20 protein-coding genes and 1 pseudogene are annotated in these 17,946 nt (G+C 69.4%); 6 read left to right on the forward strand and 15 right to left on the reverse strand.

The window, feature by feature from the left end; translation table 11 throughout:
* Positions 1–20 precede the first annotated feature (20 nt).
* Together HUT06_RS05360 and HUT06_RS05365 are read right to left on the reverse strand one after the other, a co-directional pair.
* The gene (locus tag HUT06_RS05360; protein WP_176194686.1) at positions 21–497 is read right to left on the reverse strand and encodes a hypothetical protein; all 477 of its coding nucleotides are present in this window, start codon (positions 495–497) and stop codon (positions 21–23) included.
* Positions 498–637: 140 nt separating this feature from the next.
* Positions 638–1,855: a lytic transglycosylase domain-containing protein gene (locus HUT06_RS05365; protein ID WP_176194687.1), complete on the reverse strand. Its 1,218-nt coding sequence runs from the start codon at positions 1,853–1,855 to the stop codon at positions 638–640.
* Between the two features lie 333 nt (positions 1,856–2,188).
* Here HUT06_RS05365 and HUT06_RS05370 point away from each other — a divergent pair, with 333 nt between their 5' ends.
* Positions 2,189–2,635, forward strand: a complete 447-nt coding sequence (locus HUT06_RS05370) for a hypothetical protein (RefSeq protein WP_176194688.1) — start codon at positions 2,189–2,191, stop codon at positions 2,633–2,635.
* Between the two features lie 22 nt (positions 2,636–2,657).
* On the opposite strand, the gene HUT06_RS05375 is transcribed toward HUT06_RS05370, so the two are convergent.
* The 6 genes from HUT06_RS05375 to HUT06_RS05400 form a co-directional block, all read right to left on the reverse strand.
* Complete coding sequence (locus tag HUT06_RS05375; RefSeq protein ID WP_176194689.1) at positions 2,658–3,146, reverse strand: hypothetical protein; 489 nt, start codon at positions 3,144–3,146, stop codon at positions 2,658–2,660.
* Positions 3,147–3,378: 232 nt separating this feature from the next.
* Entirely contained in the window at positions 3,379–3,720 is a 342-nt protein-coding gene (locus HUT06_RS05380; RefSeq protein ID WP_176194690.1) for a hypothetical protein, read from the reverse strand.
* A gap of 228 nt (positions 3,721–3,948) precedes the next feature.
* A complete protein-coding gene (locus tag HUT06_RS05385) occupies positions 3,949–4,176 on the reverse strand; it encodes a hypothetical protein (protein WP_176194691.1) in 228 nt (75 codons plus the stop codon).
* A 348-nt stretch (positions 4,177–4,524) separates the two neighbouring features.
* The gene (cas6e, locus tag HUT06_RS05390; RefSeq protein WP_176194692.1) at positions 4,525–5,262 is read right to left on the reverse strand and encodes a type I-E CRISPR-associated protein Cas6/Cse3/CasE; all 738 of its coding nucleotides are present in this window, start codon (positions 5,260–5,262) and stop codon (positions 4,525–4,527) included.
* 102 nt (positions 5,263–5,364) lie between these two features.
* Positions 5,365–6,633 (reverse strand): cation:proton antiporter, encoded by a 1,269-nt coding sequence (locus HUT06_RS05395; protein WP_176194693.1) that lies wholly within the window; start codon positions 6,631–6,633, stop codon positions 5,365–5,367.
* Positions 6,634–7,232: 599 nt separating this feature from the next.
* Positions 7,233–7,661: a VOC family protein gene (locus HUT06_RS05400; RefSeq protein WP_217711214.1), complete on the reverse strand. Its 429-nt coding sequence runs from the start codon at positions 7,659–7,661 to the stop codon at positions 7,233–7,235.
* Between the two features lie 551 nt (positions 7,662–8,212).
* On the opposite strand from HUT06_RS05400, the gene HUT06_RS05405 reads away from it, so the two are divergent.
* Positions 8,213–8,392 (forward strand): hypothetical protein, encoded by a 180-nt coding sequence (locus tag HUT06_RS05405; protein ID WP_229816654.1) that lies wholly within the window; start codon positions 8,213–8,215, stop codon positions 8,390–8,392.
* Positions 8,393–8,451: 59 nt separating this feature from the next.
* On the opposite strand, the gene HUT06_RS05410 is transcribed toward HUT06_RS05405, so the two are convergent.
* Positions 8,452–9,138: a LysR family substrate-binding domain-containing protein gene (locus HUT06_RS05410; protein ID WP_254714993.1), complete on the reverse strand. Its 687-nt coding sequence runs from the start codon at positions 9,136–9,138 to the stop codon at positions 8,452–8,454.
* Positions 9,139–9,192: 54 nt separating this feature from the next.
* Between HUT06_RS05410 and HUT06_RS05415 the strand changes: the two genes are divergently transcribed.
* Positions 9,193–9,576 carry a DUF5997 family protein gene (locus tag HUT06_RS05415; RefSeq protein WP_176194696.1) on the forward strand — a complete coding sequence of 128 codons (384 nt, stop codon included), beginning with the start codon at positions 9,193–9,195 and terminating at the stop codon, positions 9,574–9,576.
* Between the two features lie 300 nt (positions 9,577–9,876).
* On the forward strand, positions 9,877–10,782 hold the full coding sequence (locus HUT06_RS05420; protein ID WP_302931779.1) for a DPP IV N-terminal domain-containing protein: 906 nt from the start codon (positions 9,877–9,879) through the stop codon (positions 10,780–10,782).
* Between the two features lie 325 nt (positions 10,783–11,107).
* On the opposite strand, the gene HUT06_RS05425 is transcribed toward HUT06_RS05420, so the two are convergent.
* On the reverse strand, positions 11,108–11,677 hold the full coding sequence (locus HUT06_RS05425; protein WP_176194697.1) for a TIGR03086 family metal-binding protein: 570 nt from the start codon (positions 11,675–11,677) through the stop codon (positions 11,108–11,110).
* 63 nt (positions 11,678–11,740) lie between these two features.
* Between HUT06_RS05425 and HUT06_RS05430 the strand changes: the two genes are divergently transcribed.
* Positions 11,741–12,484: a helix-turn-helix domain-containing protein gene (locus HUT06_RS05430; RefSeq protein WP_217711216.1), complete on the forward strand. Its 744-nt coding sequence runs from the start codon at positions 11,741–11,743 to the stop codon at positions 12,482–12,484.
* 141 nt (positions 12,485–12,625) lie between these two features.
* Here the strand turns inward: HUT06_RS05430 and HUT06_RS44345 are convergent, their stop codons facing one another.
* The 4 genes and pseudogenes from HUT06_RS44345 to HUT06_RS05445 form a co-directional block, all read right to left on the reverse strand.
* Positions 12,626–13,138, reverse strand: coding sequence for a GNAT family N-acetyltransferase (locus tag HUT06_RS44345; RefSeq protein ID WP_254715728.1), 513 nt, complete (start codon positions 13,136–13,138; stop codon positions 12,626–12,628).
* 309 nt (positions 13,139–13,447) lie between these two features.
* Positions 13,448–13,915 (reverse strand): annotated as a pseudogene (locus tag HUT06_RS44350) (class I SAM-dependent methyltransferase); the annotation flags it as partial.
* A 59-nt stretch (positions 13,916–13,974) separates the two neighbouring features.
* On the reverse strand, positions 13,975–14,892 hold the full coding sequence (gene rsgA, locus HUT06_RS05440) for a ribosome small subunit-dependent GTPase A (protein ID WP_254714994.1): 918 nt from the start codon (positions 14,890–14,892) through the stop codon (positions 13,975–13,977).
* Between the two features lie 227 nt (positions 14,893–15,119).
* The gene (locus tag HUT06_RS05445; protein WP_176194700.1) at positions 15,120–15,425 is read right to left on the reverse strand and encodes a hypothetical protein; all 306 of its coding nucleotides are present in this window, start codon (positions 15,423–15,425) and stop codon (positions 15,120–15,122) included.
* Positions 15,426–15,612: 187 nt separating this feature from the next.
* Here HUT06_RS05445 and HUT06_RS05450 point away from each other — a divergent pair, with 187 nt between their 5' ends.
* A complete protein-coding gene (locus HUT06_RS05450; protein ID WP_254714995.1) occupies positions 15,613–16,563 on the forward strand; it encodes a DUF1963 domain-containing protein in 951 nt (316 codons plus the stop codon).
* A 311-nt stretch (positions 16,564–16,874) separates the two neighbouring features.
* On the opposite strand, the gene HUT06_RS05455 is transcribed toward HUT06_RS05450, so the two are convergent.
* A complete protein-coding gene (locus HUT06_RS05455) occupies positions 16,875–17,846 on the reverse strand; it encodes a superoxide dismutase (protein WP_217711217.1) in 972 nt (323 codons plus the stop codon).
* Between the last annotated feature and the right edge of the window lie 100 nt (positions 17,847–17,946).

The following is a 17,946-nucleotide window of genomic DNA, read 5'->3' on the forward strand; positions in this document are numbered from 1 at the left end:
CGGTCCCTCATATTCGCGATTCAGTTGTCGTTGACCGCGGAAACATTGGAGACCCGCCAGGGAGCGTGCCGGGACGACCTGGTGAGCTCCATGTAGACAACAAAATTGTGGGGGTCGCCCCGCCAGCCGTCCCGGCCCGTGGGAGTCGTGCGCAACTGCCACTGCCGATAAGCGGTGGTCGCCCCATCGGACGGGGCGCCCTCTTCCGGCTGGATCGGTTTGAGATGTACCGCGATATAGGCCCGGTGCCGGCGCCATTCCTCGGGGATGTACTGCACGGGTTCCGTCGCCACCTCCGCCTTGTAGTCGGCGGTGAGATAGCGCGCCGCACGGAGTTTGGCGTCTCGCAGCCCCGTGTCGGAGGTGCTGTCGACCCTGTACATCACGGTGAGGGCCGCCTTCGCCAATGCGGTCGCGTTCCGTCCGTCGGCCCGGTCGGGAGTCGGGAGATCGCCGGGCGGACTGCTGGTCGGCGGCACTGACTCCGCACCGGTCACCGGAATGCTTCTCGCCGCACCCGGAGTGCTCGGCGGCGCGTCGGACCCACTCCGTTCGCCGGCGCCGCTGCAGCCGACCGCAAGGACGGTGATGCAGACGACCCAACAGGCGGAACGGAGCCCGGTCGCCAGTCCGCCGGTCACATCGCACCTGCGGCGGAACGGACCCCGGTCGGAGCCATGGCGCGGATCACCTTCGGCGGGCCCGGCGCGGTGATCCGGACGGCACCGTCATAGTCCGACCTGCCGTCGAACTTGCTGAACTTGACGTAGTCGCCGGTGCGCGGGGCGTGGACCATCCAGCGCACGCCGTTTACTTCGCCATAGTAGATTCCCATATGCTGCTGGTTGTTGAAGAAGACCAGGTCTCCAGGAGCCAATTGAGCGCGGGAGACCTTGGTGCCCAATTTGCTCGCCCATATGGCGTACGTCGTCCGGGGGATCGTGATCCTTCCCTTGGACGCCTTGTAGACGGCGAACTGTGCCAGGGACGAGCAGTCGAATCCCACGGTGTTCGCTCCCTGAGCCGTGCCGCGGCTCGGCCCCTTGATGGTCCCGCCTCCCCACGAGTACGGGGTCGCCACCGAATTCTGGCTGGGCGGCTGCGGTGTGCCCGGGTCTTTTCTGGCCCAATAGGCGGCGGCGTTGGCGGTGAGTTGGCCGAAGGACCCGGATCCGAGGAATGCGCCACCCGAACAGGAGATCTGCTGCGCAAGGTTGACCGGCGCCACGTGGTACTCCTTGGCGTAGCGGTTCGCCGCCGCCATCACGGATTTCACATATGGGTTGGTCGCCGGGGTGTAGTTGCCGGGGTTGTAGAGATGGACGGCTCTTGTGATGTCGTTCGAGCTGAGTGGTATGGACGGACTCTTCTTGCCGACGGTGCGCCTGAGGTGATTGCTCGCACCGAGGATGGCGTCCGCGGGATTGTAACGGTCCTCCACCCCGTCCCCGTCTCCATCGGCTCCGTCCACCAGCCACGATGACTGGAGGAACTGCATGGGGCCGCCCGCGCCCGCGTAGTTCTCGCTGCTGTGGACGCCGGGCAGGGTGGACCTGCCATGGTCAGACTCGATCTTGCCAATGCCGGCGAGGACGTTCCACGGGATGTTCTGCTCCCGGCCCGTTTTCTGGTATAGCGCGAGGTAGTTCTGGGGAATGGAATCGCGCGAGGCGTTCGCCTGTACCACGCCCGAACCCCCGTTGCCGGTGTTGGGAGCACACGCCTGCAGGACGTTCGAAACGCTGGGAGTCATCATCATGAAGATGACCGCCGCGAGTAGTGCCATGACGAGAAGAAGGCTTATGCTGCCGCCCGGAAGAAAAATGATCAACCAGATCATGCGGTTTTTGCGCACGCCAGCCCTCTCTGCGGTGTCGAGGTGCCGTCGAGCCTGAGCCGACCGCCGCGTCCGCCGGTGGACCGGGGACCGTGCGGTCGGGACGCCGAGTAGCCCGGATGCCGTGCGAGCCCCCGGGCGGGATGTGCCGGCGACTGTCCGGGCATGGTTCACCTCCTGCCACGCTGGATAAGACAGTGCGGTCGCCACCCGGATGTGCAAGGTCTTTCCGGCGTTTCCTGGCACCCGCGGTCGTCGCGTGCATTGCGACCTTGCGGGTTCGGCGCGTCGCCGGACGGTACCCGGCGGAAGCTCTCAACGCCGCGGGCTTCGGATCGCCGGGAGGGATGGATGGCCGTGCTGGACGAGCTGGTGGCCGCAGGGAAGGCAGGTGCCGGGACGCGCCGTATCGCCTGGCTGCTGTTCTGGGGCGAACGTGCCGCCGGATACGCGGACGCGCACGCGATGGGCCTCCGGGACGACGACATCGTCACCGCCGTCCGCCGCGGGATCTGGCTGCGGGACTACGTCACGGCCAGGCGGCAGTCCTCACACCAGGAGGTGCTGGAGGCGCATGCGGCGACGGGCGACGCCTTCGCCTACGCGTGCGAACGCAGGGCCGGGCACGACCACGCCGAGGCGATGGAGCTCGTGCTGCCGGGCAGCAGCCTCCTCGTCCCCTCCCAGCCCGTCGCCGAGGTGCCGGAGCCGACGATCGCCGATCGTTTCGAGCCCGTGCGGGCCCGTCCCCGCCGGGTCGCTCCGCCTGTGGAGATCGAACTGGGCGTCGGCATCTGAGCCGGCCGTGACGGTGAGTGGCTCAACCCATGAACTCGTGAATCTGGAGGAGCTGCGCCTGTCTCGCAGCCTCGGCCAGCGGCGTGATCAGAAACAGCAGCGCGGTGCGCCGCGCGGTCCCGGGTAGCCCGGCCAACTCGGTGACGTGCCGCACCCCGTCCGGGCCGTGCAGTTCGAATCCGCGAGCGGAACTCGCCCACACCCTGCCGTCCGGTGTGTCCAGAACGGGGACGGGCTCGTCCCCCGGGGCGGCGGCCAGGTCGCCGAGGACCCAGCCGGTGCGCCGGGCCGCCTCCGCGAACGCCATGACCTCGTCCAGGTCGCGGCGCATCCGGACGAGGACGGCACCGGTGAACGAGGCGGGCAGGTTGTCGACCGAGGCGGCGCTGCGGCAGCCGAGCCTGCCGGCAATCTCGGCCACCCGATCCAGCACGCTGCGATGGATCAGACCCGCCTCGGCGTCGCCGACCGTGATGATCGCTGTGCACAACCGGTTCTGCGCTCCTGGCATCCTCGCTCGTTCCCCCGTCAGGGCAACCCTTGCGAGGCTGCCTTAACCGCCGCGCGTGATGGCTGACTCAGCCGGCACGCTCCCCATCCCCCCGGACAGTAAAGCCACTCACGATACAGAACGATGGACGGTCCTGGTCACCAGGAGGTGACGCGCAAACCCTTTCCAGGGCATGCCGATTCGGCTTCCGGCTAACGGTGGTGATAAGCAGGTGGGCGCGGAATGGGGCGCCTCATCCCCGTTCAGCGCGAAGCAGGTCTTCCCTGGCGGTCCCGAGCAGGTGGCGGGCCACCTCCAGCCCCTTGTGCCCGTAGTCCAAGTGGACCAGGGCCGTTTCCACCAGCTCCACACCCGAACCCGGCGGCTGCCCGGTCACTTCGAGTTCCCGGATCTGCTCGGTCCGCTCCATTACCGTGCCGACGATGTTCCAGACCAGATCCAGTACATCCGTGACCATCTCCACCGCCTGACCGGCTCCGGCCAGCGTCAACTCGTCCGTGTCGTCACTCACCGCCGAGGACACCGCTTCCACCCGCTCCCGCAGCGCCCCCAGCGCCCGATCAAGCTCGCTCACCGATTCCTCTCGGGTTCGCACCGTCACGGTCACATCTACCCCCTGCTCTGGAGCAGCCGGTCATGAATCAGCCGCTCCGCCGTCGATTCCATGTCGCCGCCCAACGCGGCGAAGCCGCGCACCCTCCCGCCGACCGCGCCGGCGCCGCCCCGCCGACACCCGCCTGCGCGGCCCGCTCCGCTCTCCGCGGGCAACGGCGTTGCCCGGCCGAGGACGTCTTCGGACGGGTCAAGCACCGTAATAGGGGATGCCCAGCTCGCCGGAGGTCTCGAGGCGGATTATTTCGCTGAGCAATTCCTTCGGAGTTCTTCCCTCGACCAGGACTGCTCGGCCGTGGCGGGTCACCGCCCAGTAGTGGCCGGTCCGGTTCCCGTACCAGCAGATCCATTGCTTGCTGCGCTGCTGAAGTTGCCTTGCCAAATGACGTGGATCTTCGCTTGAAGCGAAGGAATTCATCTCTTTACCTGCGACATGGTGTGGCCAGTTCTCCCGGGGCGGATGTCGTGTCTGTCTACTACGGTTCAGCCGACCGGGCCGACCGCAAGCGACCGGGCAGTCATTTTTTGCCCTCCGCGCCGTCGCGGGACGAACCCGGAGCCGATGCCGCCCAGGTCGCGGCGCCGCCGTTCGCTCGATCCGCGTACCTGGGCGGTTGCCGACCCCGCCGGGCCCTGGACGGTCGCAGCAGGACGGCCAGACCCGGGACCGCCCGAGAGGGGCGCCCGGTTCCACATTTGCGAGATAAGCAGCCGTACGGACTCGGAAATGAGCGACCGAACATTGTCGTCCGGCGGGATGGCCCGCCTAATTGAGGGCACCACCGCTATAAGAATCTTCAGAATTCGGGGGAGTGAGGGTGAGCAGTCCGCAGCCGTAAGCCTTGCTGGGACCGACGCCCTTCAGAATGGCCTGAGTGAGCAGAACCACGTCCGTGACGAGCAGCCTGCCCTCGAAAGTCGCGGTGTGGAGCGTGACCGGGACGCCGCCTCCGCCCTCGGTGAAGGAGTGCCGGCTCCGCGCGGTGATCCGAACGTCCGGCGCGGAGCGTGGGGAGCGGCCGTCCAGACCGGAGGTCGCGGAGCCGGTGCGGGTACGGGGAATGGTGAAGCCCCATGTGGGAGCGTGTTCGAGGAACCACCCGAGTTGCTGGGCGGGGGTCCGGTGAGCACGGTCGTCGTCGGGCGCCTGACTCTCGCCCGGGTCGTCGCGCACCGGGTTCGCGGTGACCCGGAACGCGAACTCCCTGCTGATGGCCAGTTGGGTGAGCAACGGCCGGTATTCACGGGTCGCCGCCTGGCCTCCGGCCGCGCCCGGCCAGCCGGCGGCCTCGACCAGGCGGGTCCAGTCGGGACGGGACGGGCTGAGCACGAACAGCCGGGGCCGCTGGGGATCGTCGGCGTCCAGGCGCCACAGGACCCGCTTCATCTGGGACGGATCGGAGATTCCACCGAGGACCGCACCGCGCATGGCGCGCGGGCAGCCCAGGAGATCGCGGCTCTCCGCCCGCAGCGGGTTGATCGAGATATGGGACAAGTAGGTCATGGCACCCCTCGCCGGCCCAGCGAACCGAAGTCGTCTTCGGCGATCTTCACCGTCCGCACGCTCCAGGCAGTGTCAACCGTCCGAGCCAGGGGGACACCGCGGTCACTGCGGCATCGCCACTCTTTCCGCCGCGGGAAGGTCGCCGGGCCCGGCCGTCACTCCGGCGCGCGGGGCGGTGATCACCGTGGTCACCAGAGTCATGACCACCAGGATGGCGAACAGGTCGGCCGAAAGGATCCCGGTGTCCACGCCGATCCGCAGCAGGATCAACTCGGTGACGCCGCGGCAGTTGAGCAGCCGGCCCAGCGTCAGCGAGGGAACCCAGGGCCAGCGTCCCGCCCGGACGGCGACGGTCACACCACCCAGTTTCGCGGCCACCGCGGTGACGATGAACGCCAGACACCACCAGCGATCGCCGCTGTCGCCCAGCGCGTCCGCCAGATCGGTGCGGAGGCCGACCTCAAGGAAGAACAGCGGCAGCAGCACCGCCGCGGCGAAGCGCCCGAGCCGGTCGGCGGCCCCCATGCAGGCGAGGGAATGGCGGGGAAGCACGACGCCGAAGGCGAACGCGCCGAACGCCGCGTGCACGCCGATGGCGTCGGTGGCCGTCGCCGCCAGTAAGCCGCCCACCATGACGAGCGGCAACGCCGCGTCCTGCCCGCCGACGCGTGAGCCGCGGGACCCCGGTGACTCCATCGCGGCGGCGATGCGACCCATCGCCGGGCGTATCGCCACCATCACGGCCACGAACAGGACCGTCAGCAGGATCACCGTGGTGCCCGAGGCCGCCCCTGTTCCGGCCATGCCCAGGCAGATCGCCGCCAGCGACCACACCGCCAGGTCGGTCCCGGCGGCGGCGCCCAGCGCGAACGAGGCGATCGGGGTTCCGGTCAATCCGAGGTCACCGAGAACACGGGCCAGAACCGGTAGCGCGGTGACGCCCAGGACGAGCCCCAGGAACACCGCGTAAACGGGAAAACTCACCGGCCCGGCGTAGTGGGCCGCCGTCGGCACGGCCAGCGCCAGCCCGGCCGCCACCGGGACCGCCAGTCCGGCGTACACGACGGTGAGCAGCGACCGGCGTCCCGTACGCAGCACGTCCAGGTCGAGTTCGGCTCCGGCGGCCACCATGAACATCACCAGGCCGAGCTGCGCCGGGCCGTGGACGGCCGAGACGATCTCGTCCGGGAACAGCCACCCCATGCCGTCCGGGGACAGCGCCCCGAAGAGGGAGGGACCGAGGAGCACGCAGACAGTGATCTCGCCCAGCACCGCGGGCAGCCGGAACCGCTGGGCGATCAGCCCACCGAGCCGGGCCGCGCCGAGCACGACGCCGATCGCGAGGAGCAGGTGGAAGCCGGAGCTCTCCACCGGGACCGGTAGGTCATGGAGGCGGCCGGGCCCTTCCTCCGGAGACAGCCGCCATGCCAGGGCCGCGGCGACCGAGAGAAGAGCCGTGCTACCGGCGATCACGAGGACCGCGGACCGCCTCCCCATGACCGCCGACGGGATCATGCGGGATTCTTCCGATGGCAAGCTGGTGCCCCTTGGATGTCGAGCGGACCTGGTGTCTCTGACTCCTGAGCACAACGCGTGTCCCGGTGCCAGCAGAGACAGTGCAGTCAGGAGAGCGGGTGTCAAGACGGCCCCACCTCACAGCACCACCGAAGCCGCACGCTCCGCCTGGACGCCCGGGGATGCGGCGCCTCAAGGCCCGGCCGTCGGCGCCCTCAGATTCGCGCCCGCCGGCTGCGCGTCGCCGTCCTTCGCGGTGATCCGCACATCCGCACGTATCAGCCCTCCGGGGCCGACCCGATGGACCGCATCGAGTACGACGTCCGAGCCAAACCGGCGCTGCGCTCGGGCTCGCCGGGAAGCGGTCGCCGCGGCACGCGCCAAGCCGCTGGTCCCGAACGCCTCAAGACCTACAGCCAAATAGTTTTCGGCAAGCGCAACGTCGCAACGTCACATCAGTCTTTGGTCTCCGCGGGCTCGCCGAACACCCACGGGGCCAGCACCACAAGCCAACCGTCGGGATCCTCGAACAGGACGGCGCCGCGCTCATTCCAGTACGGATTGGCGGCTGTCACGGGACGGTGGCCGCCGTCGTCCAGACGGGCGAGGGCAGCCGCCAGGGCTTCAGGCCCGCGTAGATACAGGACCAGCTGGTTCTCCGGATGCGGTGCGGGTGCGACCGGCGGTGTCCCGTGCTGGGTGATCTCCATCTGCACAGGACTTCCCGGCAAGCCGAAGACCACGCCGTCGTATCCGGCGTGGTCTCGCCACTGCGCCAGGACCGGCAGCCCCAGCCAGTCCCGGTAGAAGGCGATAATCGCGTCGTAATGCGCCGTGGGCCGTGCGAAGCGGACGGCCCCGACCATGAGATGTTCCGGCCACATGGCGAGCACGCTACAACTGCCGCGCCGCGTCGATGACCCACCAAATCCCATGGGACGAGAGAGTCGAGGAAGGCGGTCGGGTGGTAGGCGGCCTGGACGGGCGCGAGCACTCCCGGCTTGGCGCGGTCGGCGATGAGACGGCGGGCGCTTTCGACTGCGACCACCGCGGTCGTGCCGTAGGTGTCGGGGCCGTGGACGATGCCGCGGGCAGGGCGGCCGTCGCTACCGGTGGCGTCGAGCACGAACGCCTTCAAACGGCAGTACGCAAGCGGAAGGGCTGGGCGCTGGACGGCGTTGCCGCGGGGAGCGCCGGTTCGGACGTAGCGGTTCGCCGGGGTCGCAGGAGTCGATCGCGTCGATGGAGCCGTCGTGCAGATGGAACCGGGTAGCCGGCCGCGCGGGTTCCGAGCGCCGTCGGCGGCCCGCGCGAGACATTGGCGACATGACACGCCCGGCCCGACTTGCTTAACTATGGACGATCTTGTCGTTACTGTCGTGCCCCAGGGTCGGCGAAGCGGTCACCGGAGGTAGCGATGAGGTCCGGACGGTGGATGCTCGTCGCCTGGCTGATCATAGGAGCGCTCGCCGCGGGACAGCGCAACTACTACGCCCAATTCGACGGCAGCTGCGCCAAAATCGCCACGATCGGAATCACCTTGGCCTCCGGTCCGCTCAACTACATCGGTCTCAACCCCACCGCCAACTGCAAGGTCCCCCAGCCGAGCAAATGACGTGCTCGCCTTGGCAATCGAAGAGGATGGCGGGGCGTTGTCGGTGAGCGCGACCCCCGTTACCTCCGGCGGCGCTTCTGGCGGCGCTGCTTTGGGGCGGGGCGCTGTTGCGGCGGCTTTTTGCGGGTGGGTTGTTGCTGCCGGGGATTGCGGCCACGGGAGCTGTTGGGGGTGCGGCCGCGGACGATGCCGATCAGTTCCTCCATCAGGTCGGTCGTCTCGGCATCGAGCCAGGCCAGGCCGATCTGGGACTGAGGAGCGTCGGTCACGGTCCGGTAGGTGAGGTCCTTGCGGTGGTGGAGGCGGGCCAGAGACTGCGGGACGAGCAGGACGCCGGTTCCCGACGCCACCAACTCGACCGCGCGGGCGGTGCTCTCAGGGCGGGTGAAGCCCGGTTGCCCGGGACGGTCGTCCCAGGTCAAGACCTCGTCGAGCGGCTCGAACACGTCCTCGTCGGCGAGATCGGCGAGCTCCACCTCCTCCGCTGCGGCCACCTCGTGATCCTTCGGCACCACGACCACGGTCGTCTCCAGGTACAGCGGGATCACATGGAGGCCGTCGCGGTCGACGGGCAGGCGTACGAACGCCGCCTCCACGCCACCGTCCCGCAGCAGGGGGACGACCTCGGCCGCCGGCATCTGCAGCAGGCGAAGCGGCACCTCCCGGACCCGCTCGGCCCACACCCCGGCCCACTTCCCGGGCGTCACGCCCGGCACGTAGGCCAGCCGGAATTCACCATCGGTCACTCCGCCACCCTAGTCACGTCCGGACAGTTCCCTCCCGCTGGCTACCCTGATGTCATGGGCACGTCCAAAGCAAAGACCCCGCAGACCATGAAGCCCGCGACCGCGGCCAAGAAGCTGGGGATCCTGCTGTCGGCAGCACCCGCCGACTTCCAGGAAGGGCCTGTCTCCCGGGACGAATTGAACGCGCTCCAAGCCGACCCGCCGTCGTGGCTGGCGGACCTGCGCCGTGAGGGCCCCCACCCCCGCCAGGTCGTCGCCGCCAAGCTCCGCGTCTCCAACTCGGGTCTGGCCCGCGCCGGCATCACGGGCCCCCTCACCACGGCCGAGATCGAGAACCTGAAGGCCGAAAGGCCCGACTGGCTGGAACGCGAGCAGGCCGTCCAAGCCGAAGTCCGCAAGGAGGAACTCCGCCTCAAGCAGCAGCGCGCCAAGGCCTGACTCACGGGACGCCCCGGCCGCGCGAACAGGCCTGCACCGACGGCCCGCCCTCCAGGCTGAACCCCGGTCTCCGCCCAGTGCCGCATCAGGCAACGCTCGCCTGGTTGATGACACGGCGTAGGCCGGGGTCGCTGGTGTGGTGGTTGCACCCGGCGATGTAGCGGCGGATCATCCTGCACTGTTCGCGGCGGTCGGCGCGGTCGGGGCCGTCGGGGCCGTCCAGGGTGAAGTAGAGCGCGAAGCCTCGCTGTAACTGTTATTTCCGCCCAGCCTGCCGAGACGGCGCCATGACCGGCCGCGATGGATCGACGGCGGAGCCCGCTTCTGGTAAGGCGTGAACACCGGAGCCGGCAAGCGGTTCGTCCTGGTCGACCCGGCGGCGGGCGCCCGCGAGCCCGCATTCGACCACGTCCGGCTCGCCGCCGCGCTGGCCGCGGCCCCTGGGCGGCAGGGCGACGCCGAGGCGTTGCCGTTCCCTGCCATCGCACACCGCCGGCGAACCCGCTGGCGGTGCCGTCACCCGACGGGAAGCTCGCGGTGTCCCAGCGGGGTCACGACCTGTGGGCGCACTCGTCGTCCGACGGCCGCGAGTGGGCGCTGACCACCGACGGCCAGCCCGACCACCGGTACGGCACCGGCCCGGGCTGCACGAGCAACGCCACCCTCCTGCACAAGATCGGCCTGCCCCACCTGCCACCCGCGGTGGCATGGTCGCCCGACTCGACGAAGGTGCTGGCACACCGGACCGATGAACGCGGCGTCCGGCAGACCCACCTGCTGGAGGCCCGGCCGTCCGACGGCGGCGCGCCGGTGCCGCACACCCCCAGTGGGCGTGGTGGGCCCCGGACGGCGCGGCGCTGTACTACCTCGGCCGGCCCCGCGACCGGCGCACCCTCACCCTCCACCGGCTGGCCTCCCCCTCCGGGCTGGTCGACGAGGACCCGTACCGGTGCACGGTGTGCCGGGTCGGCCTGGACGGCTCCGGGGTTCGCCAAGCTCACCGACGACGACCTGGACCACGTCGTCACGGTGTCGGAGAACAAGGAGTACTTCATCGACTCCGCCTCCACCGTCGACACCCCGCCGGTGACCCGCGTCCGCGACTGGGATTTCCTGGTGCGCGAGCTGATGGGCGTGCAGCCGACCGCCCACCGTCCCGCGGCCATCCCCCTCGACCCCGAGTCGCTCGGCGAGATGTTCGCCTGAGCGCGATCGAGCCGCGCTCCAGAACCGGCCTGCTCGCAGGGCGATGCACCGGCCGGTGTCTGTCCCACACACCCGCCCACGGCGGGACGAGCAGCAGTGAGAACAGACGAGACTCGACCGGCCGGGCCTCCAGCGTGAGGCTGGAGGCCCGGCCGACGGTGGCCTTAACCGCTGCCGGCCGAATTCTTGTCGTCCATCGCGGGCGGCCGTAGTTCATCGTCCCGGACGGCGACGCCTTTGTCCGACCAGCCTGCCGAGGGACGATGTGCTTTCGCGGGTTCAGGATTGCAGCCGTGCCGGATGTGCCGGCATCACCGGTCGGTGACTACGCCCAGGCGGGATCGCGGCCGGTCAGGCCGAGGATGCGGTCCAAGGCGGGTGCGTCGGCCGGCACTGCGACTTCCGGTCCGTACATGCCCATCTCCCGTCCCTGCTCCACGCCGGTGAGCACCGTGCTGTGCAGATGCGTCAGCAGGTCGGCGGGCAGTTCCAGCCGCTGTCCGGTCGCGACCGCCAGGTCCCAGGCGTGCAGGGCCAACTCGCCGACGATCATGTCGCCCAGGACGGGCGCGGGCAGCGGGTGCGGCGTGCCCATGGTCGTCTCGCCCTCCCAGGCGCTCGGCGGCGCCCACGACGACGTGATGTCGTCCAGCAGGGCGAGCAGGCCGGCGCGCCAGTCGCCGGCCGCCAGGTCCACCTCGGACTCGGCGGCCGCCGGCTGCGGTACGGACTCCTTGCGGCCGCCGCCGGCGAGCGACGGGCCCCAGAACAGGAGGTGGTTGAGCAGTGCCCGCACGTCGTACTCCGTGCACGGAGTCTTGTTGGCGAGTTGGTCGTCGGTGATGGTGCGGGCGATCGCCGCCATGGCCTCGGCGGCGTTGGACAGATGTGACATGGCAGCGAGGCTAAGCGGCCCAGGCCAGCGGGGTATTGGACAAAGGCGACATACACTTGCCGTGTGGAACGGGACGTTCGTGAGCTGCGGGGTGCGTGGGTCCGCTACCAGCGCCACACGTTCCACAGCCCGTCGCCGGCGCTCGCGCCATGGGTGGAGCGGTACTGGGAGGCTCGCTGGGACTACGCCGAGCCCTACCGGCAGAAGATCGTGCCGTACCCGAACGTGCACCTGTCGTTCGGCGGCGGCCGCGCGGACGTCAACGGCGTGTGCAGCGGCTACCAGACGAAGGTCCTCAAGGGCCGCGATCATGTCTTCGGCGTCGCGTTCCGGCCGGGCTGCTTCCGCCCGTTCCTCGGTGCCGCCGTCTCGACGATCACCGACCGCGTCGTCCCGGCCGCCGAGGTGTTCGGCCCAGACCTGCCCGGGGCGCTCGACGTGCCGACCGTGGAGGCGTTCCTGCTGAAGCACGTGCCGGACGACGACCCCCGGGCGCGCCAGGCGGCGGCCGCCGTCGAGCTGATCGCCAAGGACAAGGCCGTGACCAGGGTCGAACGCCTCGCCGGTGAGCTGGGGCTGAGCGTGCGAGGGCTGCAACGGCTGTTCGCGGAGTACGTCGGCATCGTGCCCAAGTGGGTGATCCGCCGCTACCGCCTGCACGAGGTGACCGCACGCATGGCCGCCGGCGGGGCGATCGACTGGGCCGCGCTGGCGGCAGACCTCGGCTATGTCGACCAAGGCCACCTCATCCGCGACTTCAAGGGCATTTTCGGCGAGCAACCCACCCGGTACGCGCAGCGGTACTAGCCCGCTTCACGCGGATACCTGAACGGGCTGCCGTGCAGGGGCGTCACCGATGGTTTCGGCGACGCCCCTGACGGGTCGATCGGCAACGCGGCGGCGGCCCAAGCGCGCTAAGGGCCGCTCGCCACGTTCACCTGCGGAAGATCAGACGCCGAACGCCGCCGCATAGCGGATGATGCCGCTCGGGACCGGTCGATCGGGGTCGAGGGCGAGCGCCATCATGTACTTGTCCTCGACCTCGAAGGGCGGACGGATGCCGAATCCGGAGGCCGGGGTGAAGCCGAAGCGCGGGTAGTACTCGGCGTGGCCGAGCACGACCACCAGGTTCTCGCCCTGCTCGCGGGCGGCACGCAGGCCGGCGCGGATGGCGGCGGAACCCGCGCCGCCCCGCTGGCTTTCGGGCTTGACCGCGCACGGGCCCAAGGCGAGCGCGGGCGAGTCGCCGACGTGGCAGCGGGTGAGCAGCGAGTACCCGGTGAGTTCGCCGTCCGGCGCCTCGGCCAGCCAGGACAGGCCGGGCAGCCACGCCTGCGGGTCGTCCCGCAGCGCCTCGATGAGGTCGGCCTCGTGCGGGTTGGGGAAGGCGGCCAGGTTGATGGCGCGGATGGCGGCGACGTCGTCCGAACGCTCGGGACGGGTGGTCCAGGAAGTGCTCATGGCCGGGTTAGTTTCCTTGTCATTGTGCGGGTACAGGACGTAGCCGGTGTACCGGTAGTCCGCGCCGTGCTCGCGGCGCAGGGTGATTTCTTGCAGGGTGGCCGCGACCGCCTCGCGCATCCCGGGGACGGCCAGGTCGGCCGCTCGGGCGCGCTCTGACAGCGGCGTGTAGTACTCCTCGAACCAGTCGCGGTCGGGGAGCGGGTGTTGCGCGGTGACGGCGTACCCCGCGGCGCGCGCCGCGGCGATGTTGCGCTCTCGCGTGCGCAGCGGATAAGCCTGGTCCCAGAACGCGCGGGCTTCGGGTGCTGGCGAGTCGGTACTCCATTCGCATTCGGTGACGACCAGCCGGCCGCCCGGGGCGAGCAGCCGCCGCCAGGAGCGCAGCGCGGTGTCGAAGCCGATGAAGTACGCGGAACCTTCGGCCCAGATCAGGTCGAAGCTTCCGTCCGGGAACGGCAGGTCCGCCATCGTCGCCCGTACGGTGTGGACGACGAGGCCGCGGTCGGTGGCGGTCCGTGCCAGTTCGTCGAGGTACGGCTGATGCAGGTCGACCGCCGTGACCTCGGCGCCGGCCTGGGCCAGCACCAGCGAGGAGCGACCCGGCCCGCAGCCGATGTCGAGCACACGCGGGTGGGGCGGCAGTTGCCCGGCCAGGGACAGCAGGTGACGGGTGGTCGCGTCGGAGCCGGGGCCTTGGCGTGTCAGGCCGTCGTGCAGGGCGAACAACGCCGCCACTGTTGGGTCGCTGATGGGGTCGTGCGGTATTTCGGACATGGTGGTGCGGGCTCCTGATGGAGGACGAGCGGCCGACGAGGCCGGTGGGACGCTGCCGGTCACGACTGCTGGTCCCGGAACCGGTAGGTGGTGCGCAGGTGGCTGGTGATGGCCTTCTTCTGGTTGGCGCGCTCGTTACGCAGCCGGGCATCGGTACGTGAGGCCGCCCAGGCGTTCTCCCGTTGCAGCTTCTGATAGCTGTGCAGGCGACGTTCGGGCAGTTCACCCGCCTCGATGGCGGCCTGGACCGCACATCCCGGCTCGGTGTCGTGGGCGCAATCGCCGAAGCGGCATTCCGCGGCGAGGTCCTCGATCTCGGCGAAGACCTGCTCCAGGCCGTCGGCGGCGTAGTGCAGGCTGATCCCGCGCAGGCCGGGCGTGTCGATGAGGACCCCGCCGCCGGGCAGCGGGACCAACTCGCGGCGGACGGTGGTGTGGCGGCCCTTGCCGTCCTGCGCGCGTACCGCGCCGGTGGACAGCAGCTCCTCGCCGAGCAGTGCGTTGGCGATGGTGGACTTGCCCGCACCCGAAGGGCCGAGCAGCACGGTGGTGCCGCTCAGCAGCGCGGCCAGCACGTCGATGTTGTGACCTGTGGCGACGCTGGTGACCAGGATGTCCACGCCGGGTGCCAGCGCGGCGGCCTCGGTGTGGACGGCCTCGGGGTCGGCGGCCAGGTCCGCCTTGGTCAAGACGATCACCGGTTGCGCCCCGCTCTCCCAGGCCAGGGCGAGCAGCCGCTCCAGTTTGGCCGCGTCCAGAGGCACGGCCAGGGACAGCGCGATGACGACCGTGTCGACGTTGGCGGCGAGCACCTGCCCATGGGACGACTTGGACGCCGACGAGCGCACGATCGTGCTGTGCCGCGGCAGTAGCGCCGCCAGGTGCGGCTCGGCGCCAGGACGCAGCGCGGCCCAGTCACCGGTGCAGGGCGTCAGCAGCGGGTCGGGCGGGTGCGGCGCGGTGAACGTGGCCCGCACCGGGCCCGACGCGGTGATCGCCGTGCACCTGCCGCGGTCGACGCGGGAGATGCGAGCCGGTACGAGGCCCGCTTCGTAATGTTCGATGAAGGCTTGGTCGAGAGCCCCGGTCCACCCGTACCTGGACAGGCCGGATGGATCGGTGAACGGATGTGGCAACGTGAGACCCTTGCGGTGAAGGGACCCCGACGAGACGCGGAATCACCCCGCCCGGCGAGCCGAGCGGCTCAGGGCTGGGGGAAGAAGTGGGTCAGACCGGGGCCCGGGACGTGAGGTTGGTCCGGGCGTTGCGCATGGCAACGGTCTTCACCGCGGTCATCAAACCTCACCTCCCTCTCACGTCGATCGAACACCAACAAGCACCAGAGTAGCACCCCGACCGGGGTCACGCCGCAGCGGCTCAGGGACTTCCCGCCCTGGCGGACGGCGGCTAGGAAGGCAAGAATCCCACCGGCGGCCAGAATCTCAGCATCGGCGACCGCAAGCCCCAGCAAACCGGCGACATCACCCGCGCCGCACTCGTCCTCACCCATTCCGAGCACCTCGACCTGATCGCCGGGTCACGCGAGCCTGAAATGGCCGGGCCTCAACCGACCCGTCCGCTGAGCGTTCGGCCACCTCCCAGGCTAGACACGGGGCTGCCCTCTTGTGTCGTGCCCCGGTGGTTGTCACTTCCGCCCCAGCACATGCTTGACAGTTGCAGTCCACCCTATATAGGCGATGCCCACCAACACCCCGATGGTGCAGCCGGATTGGAAAGGGTTTATCTTCTTGGGCATGGATCACCGGGGGGAGTTTCGTCGGGCAGCGCTTGAGTTGGGCATCCCGGACGACGAGATCAGCAGATTCAGCCAGCACCTCCGTCTGTCGATCGGATTGTACGCGGGTGGCGATGGTTCTCCGGTCGGGCAATTCGGTGGGTTGCCCCACTTGCCGGTGGGCATGAAGTGGCCATCCGCCGGGGACAGTTCGTTGCCGTTGCTCTTTTCTGTCGATTGTGGGGCGCTGCCGAGAGTCGACGGCTGCGACCTGCCGGCCGACGGGACGATGCTCTTCTTCGTGAACCAGGAGATGGACCACGGCGACGCTTCCGGGAGGTACGCGCGAGTCGTGTATGTACCGGACGGCACTGAAACCGCGGTCGCGGAAGCCCCTGGTTCCGTGTGTGTCCGCGAGCAGCTCGACGTCAGTTCCAGCCTCATCGCCGAACTGCCCCTTTGGCTCCAGGAGGGCGACGAGGACGAGGAGTGGCACGAGTACTGGGAGGATCTCGATTGGGAGGACATGTCGCCCTTCCAGCAGCGGTTGTTCCGGTACATGGAGCGTGACCTGCCCCACCTGGACGAACTTCGGGCTCTGGCCTATGACCTCTGGCCGTCCGGCGCCGGCATCGTCATCGGCGGGTATGCCGATGACGAGGTGATCAACAGCATCGCGGAGCAGACCCTCGCGGGGCGTGAGAAGGCAGGCGAGATCCCCGCCATCCCGATCGCGAAATGGAGTTCTCACCTGGAGGAGGAAAAGCACCGGCTGACGAGCGAATGGATATCGCTCGCCAGGGAACTCCCGGAGTACGAGGTCTACTGCACGAGTTTTGTGATCCGCCATGACGACGTGGCCGCCGCTCGGCTGGACAAGGCGCTGGCCGTGACCAGTTTCGAGGCACCGTGACCGGGTTCGAGGCACCTCTGCAACTGAGGGCTCGGCGAAGGCTGTTCAGGCGTCCGCGCCAATGAGCTAGGCCAGGTGCTCCTACAGCGTTGCACTCGGTGGGTGCCGAACGGCCGCCGGGGTGTCGCCGCCCTGCCGGACCCGACCGGCCCCGGGCGCGGAGGCAGTGGACGGTGATCACTCCGTGCGCAGCAGAGGCCCCCGGTCGGCGGACCCGTGCACGCATCGTGCATGCACGGGCCGGAACTATCCAGATTCGAGGCGGCCGCAGCCTCCAGAGTGCGAAATCCCTCCGGAGGCACGACCGACAGCTAGGGGCGGGGGATGGCGACGGCGTTGTAGGAGATGCCAGGAGTCGGCCCCGTGGCGAAGAACTGGATGTTGGAGAGGTACAGCCGGGAGCCGAATGCGGCCACGGTCGTTGGTAGGTCGAACCGAGGGTCCTTCACCCGTCGTACGACGCGGCCGTCGGTTCCCGCCGTGTTCAGCCGCAGGACGGCCACGGTGTTCAGCCGGTTCTGTACCGCGTACAACGTCCGGCCGCGCAGCAGCAGGCCGTCGCCTTCCGGGAGCGACTCGCCGTGCAGGTTCACCCGGTGGGTCTCACCGGTCGCCGGGTCGACGCGGAACAGCGTGCCGGTGTTCGACTGCACGACGATCAGACCACGGCCGTCCGGTGTCGGCGTGATGCCGTTGGCGTTGAAGCCGGAACTGTCGGGGCTACCAGGATCGCCCTGGTATACGAGGTCGCCGGTGAGCGGTATGCGGATCGCGGCGGAGGGCAACCGACCGCCGCGCAGTGGCAGCTTGTAGAGCACCGGATTGGTGGAGTCGGTGAACCATGCGGCGCCTTGCGTGAGGATGACGTCGTTGATGAACGCCGGGCCGGTGGCCAGCCGGTAGGAGGCCAGCACGCGCCCGGAACGGACGTCGATGACGCGGGCGTCGCCGCCGGTGCCGCCGGCCACGAACAGCCGTCCCCGCCGGTCGGTCTTGAGTCCGAGGGCCGGCGTGCCCGGTCCTCGGCTGAGGATCGCGCCGCGTCCGGTGCGAAGGTCGGCGCGGTAGACGGAGCCGTCGGCCATGGAACCGACGTAGGCGAAGGGGCCGGGTCCGGTCGTGATGCCCTCGGGCTGAAACCCGTTCGGCAGCCGGATCGTGGTCGGGTACACCGCCGGATCACGATGGTGGACGGCGTGCTGGCCCACGGCCGCCTGGGCCGGCGCGCTCACGGCGGCGGCCAGCCCGAACACGAGCACGGCGGACATGATCTGACGTCGCACGGACAAACCTTTCAGTGTTAAAGTTTTTAACGCTGAAGATGCTAGCCGCGCTATACCTCTACGTCAAACATTTCAACGTTAAGGAATGCTGGAGTGCGGC

This window comes from Actinomadura sp. NAK00032 (assembly GCF_013364275.1).
Taxonomy (GTDB): Bacteria; Actinomycetota; Actinomycetes; order Streptosporangiales; family Streptosporangiaceae; genus Spirillospora.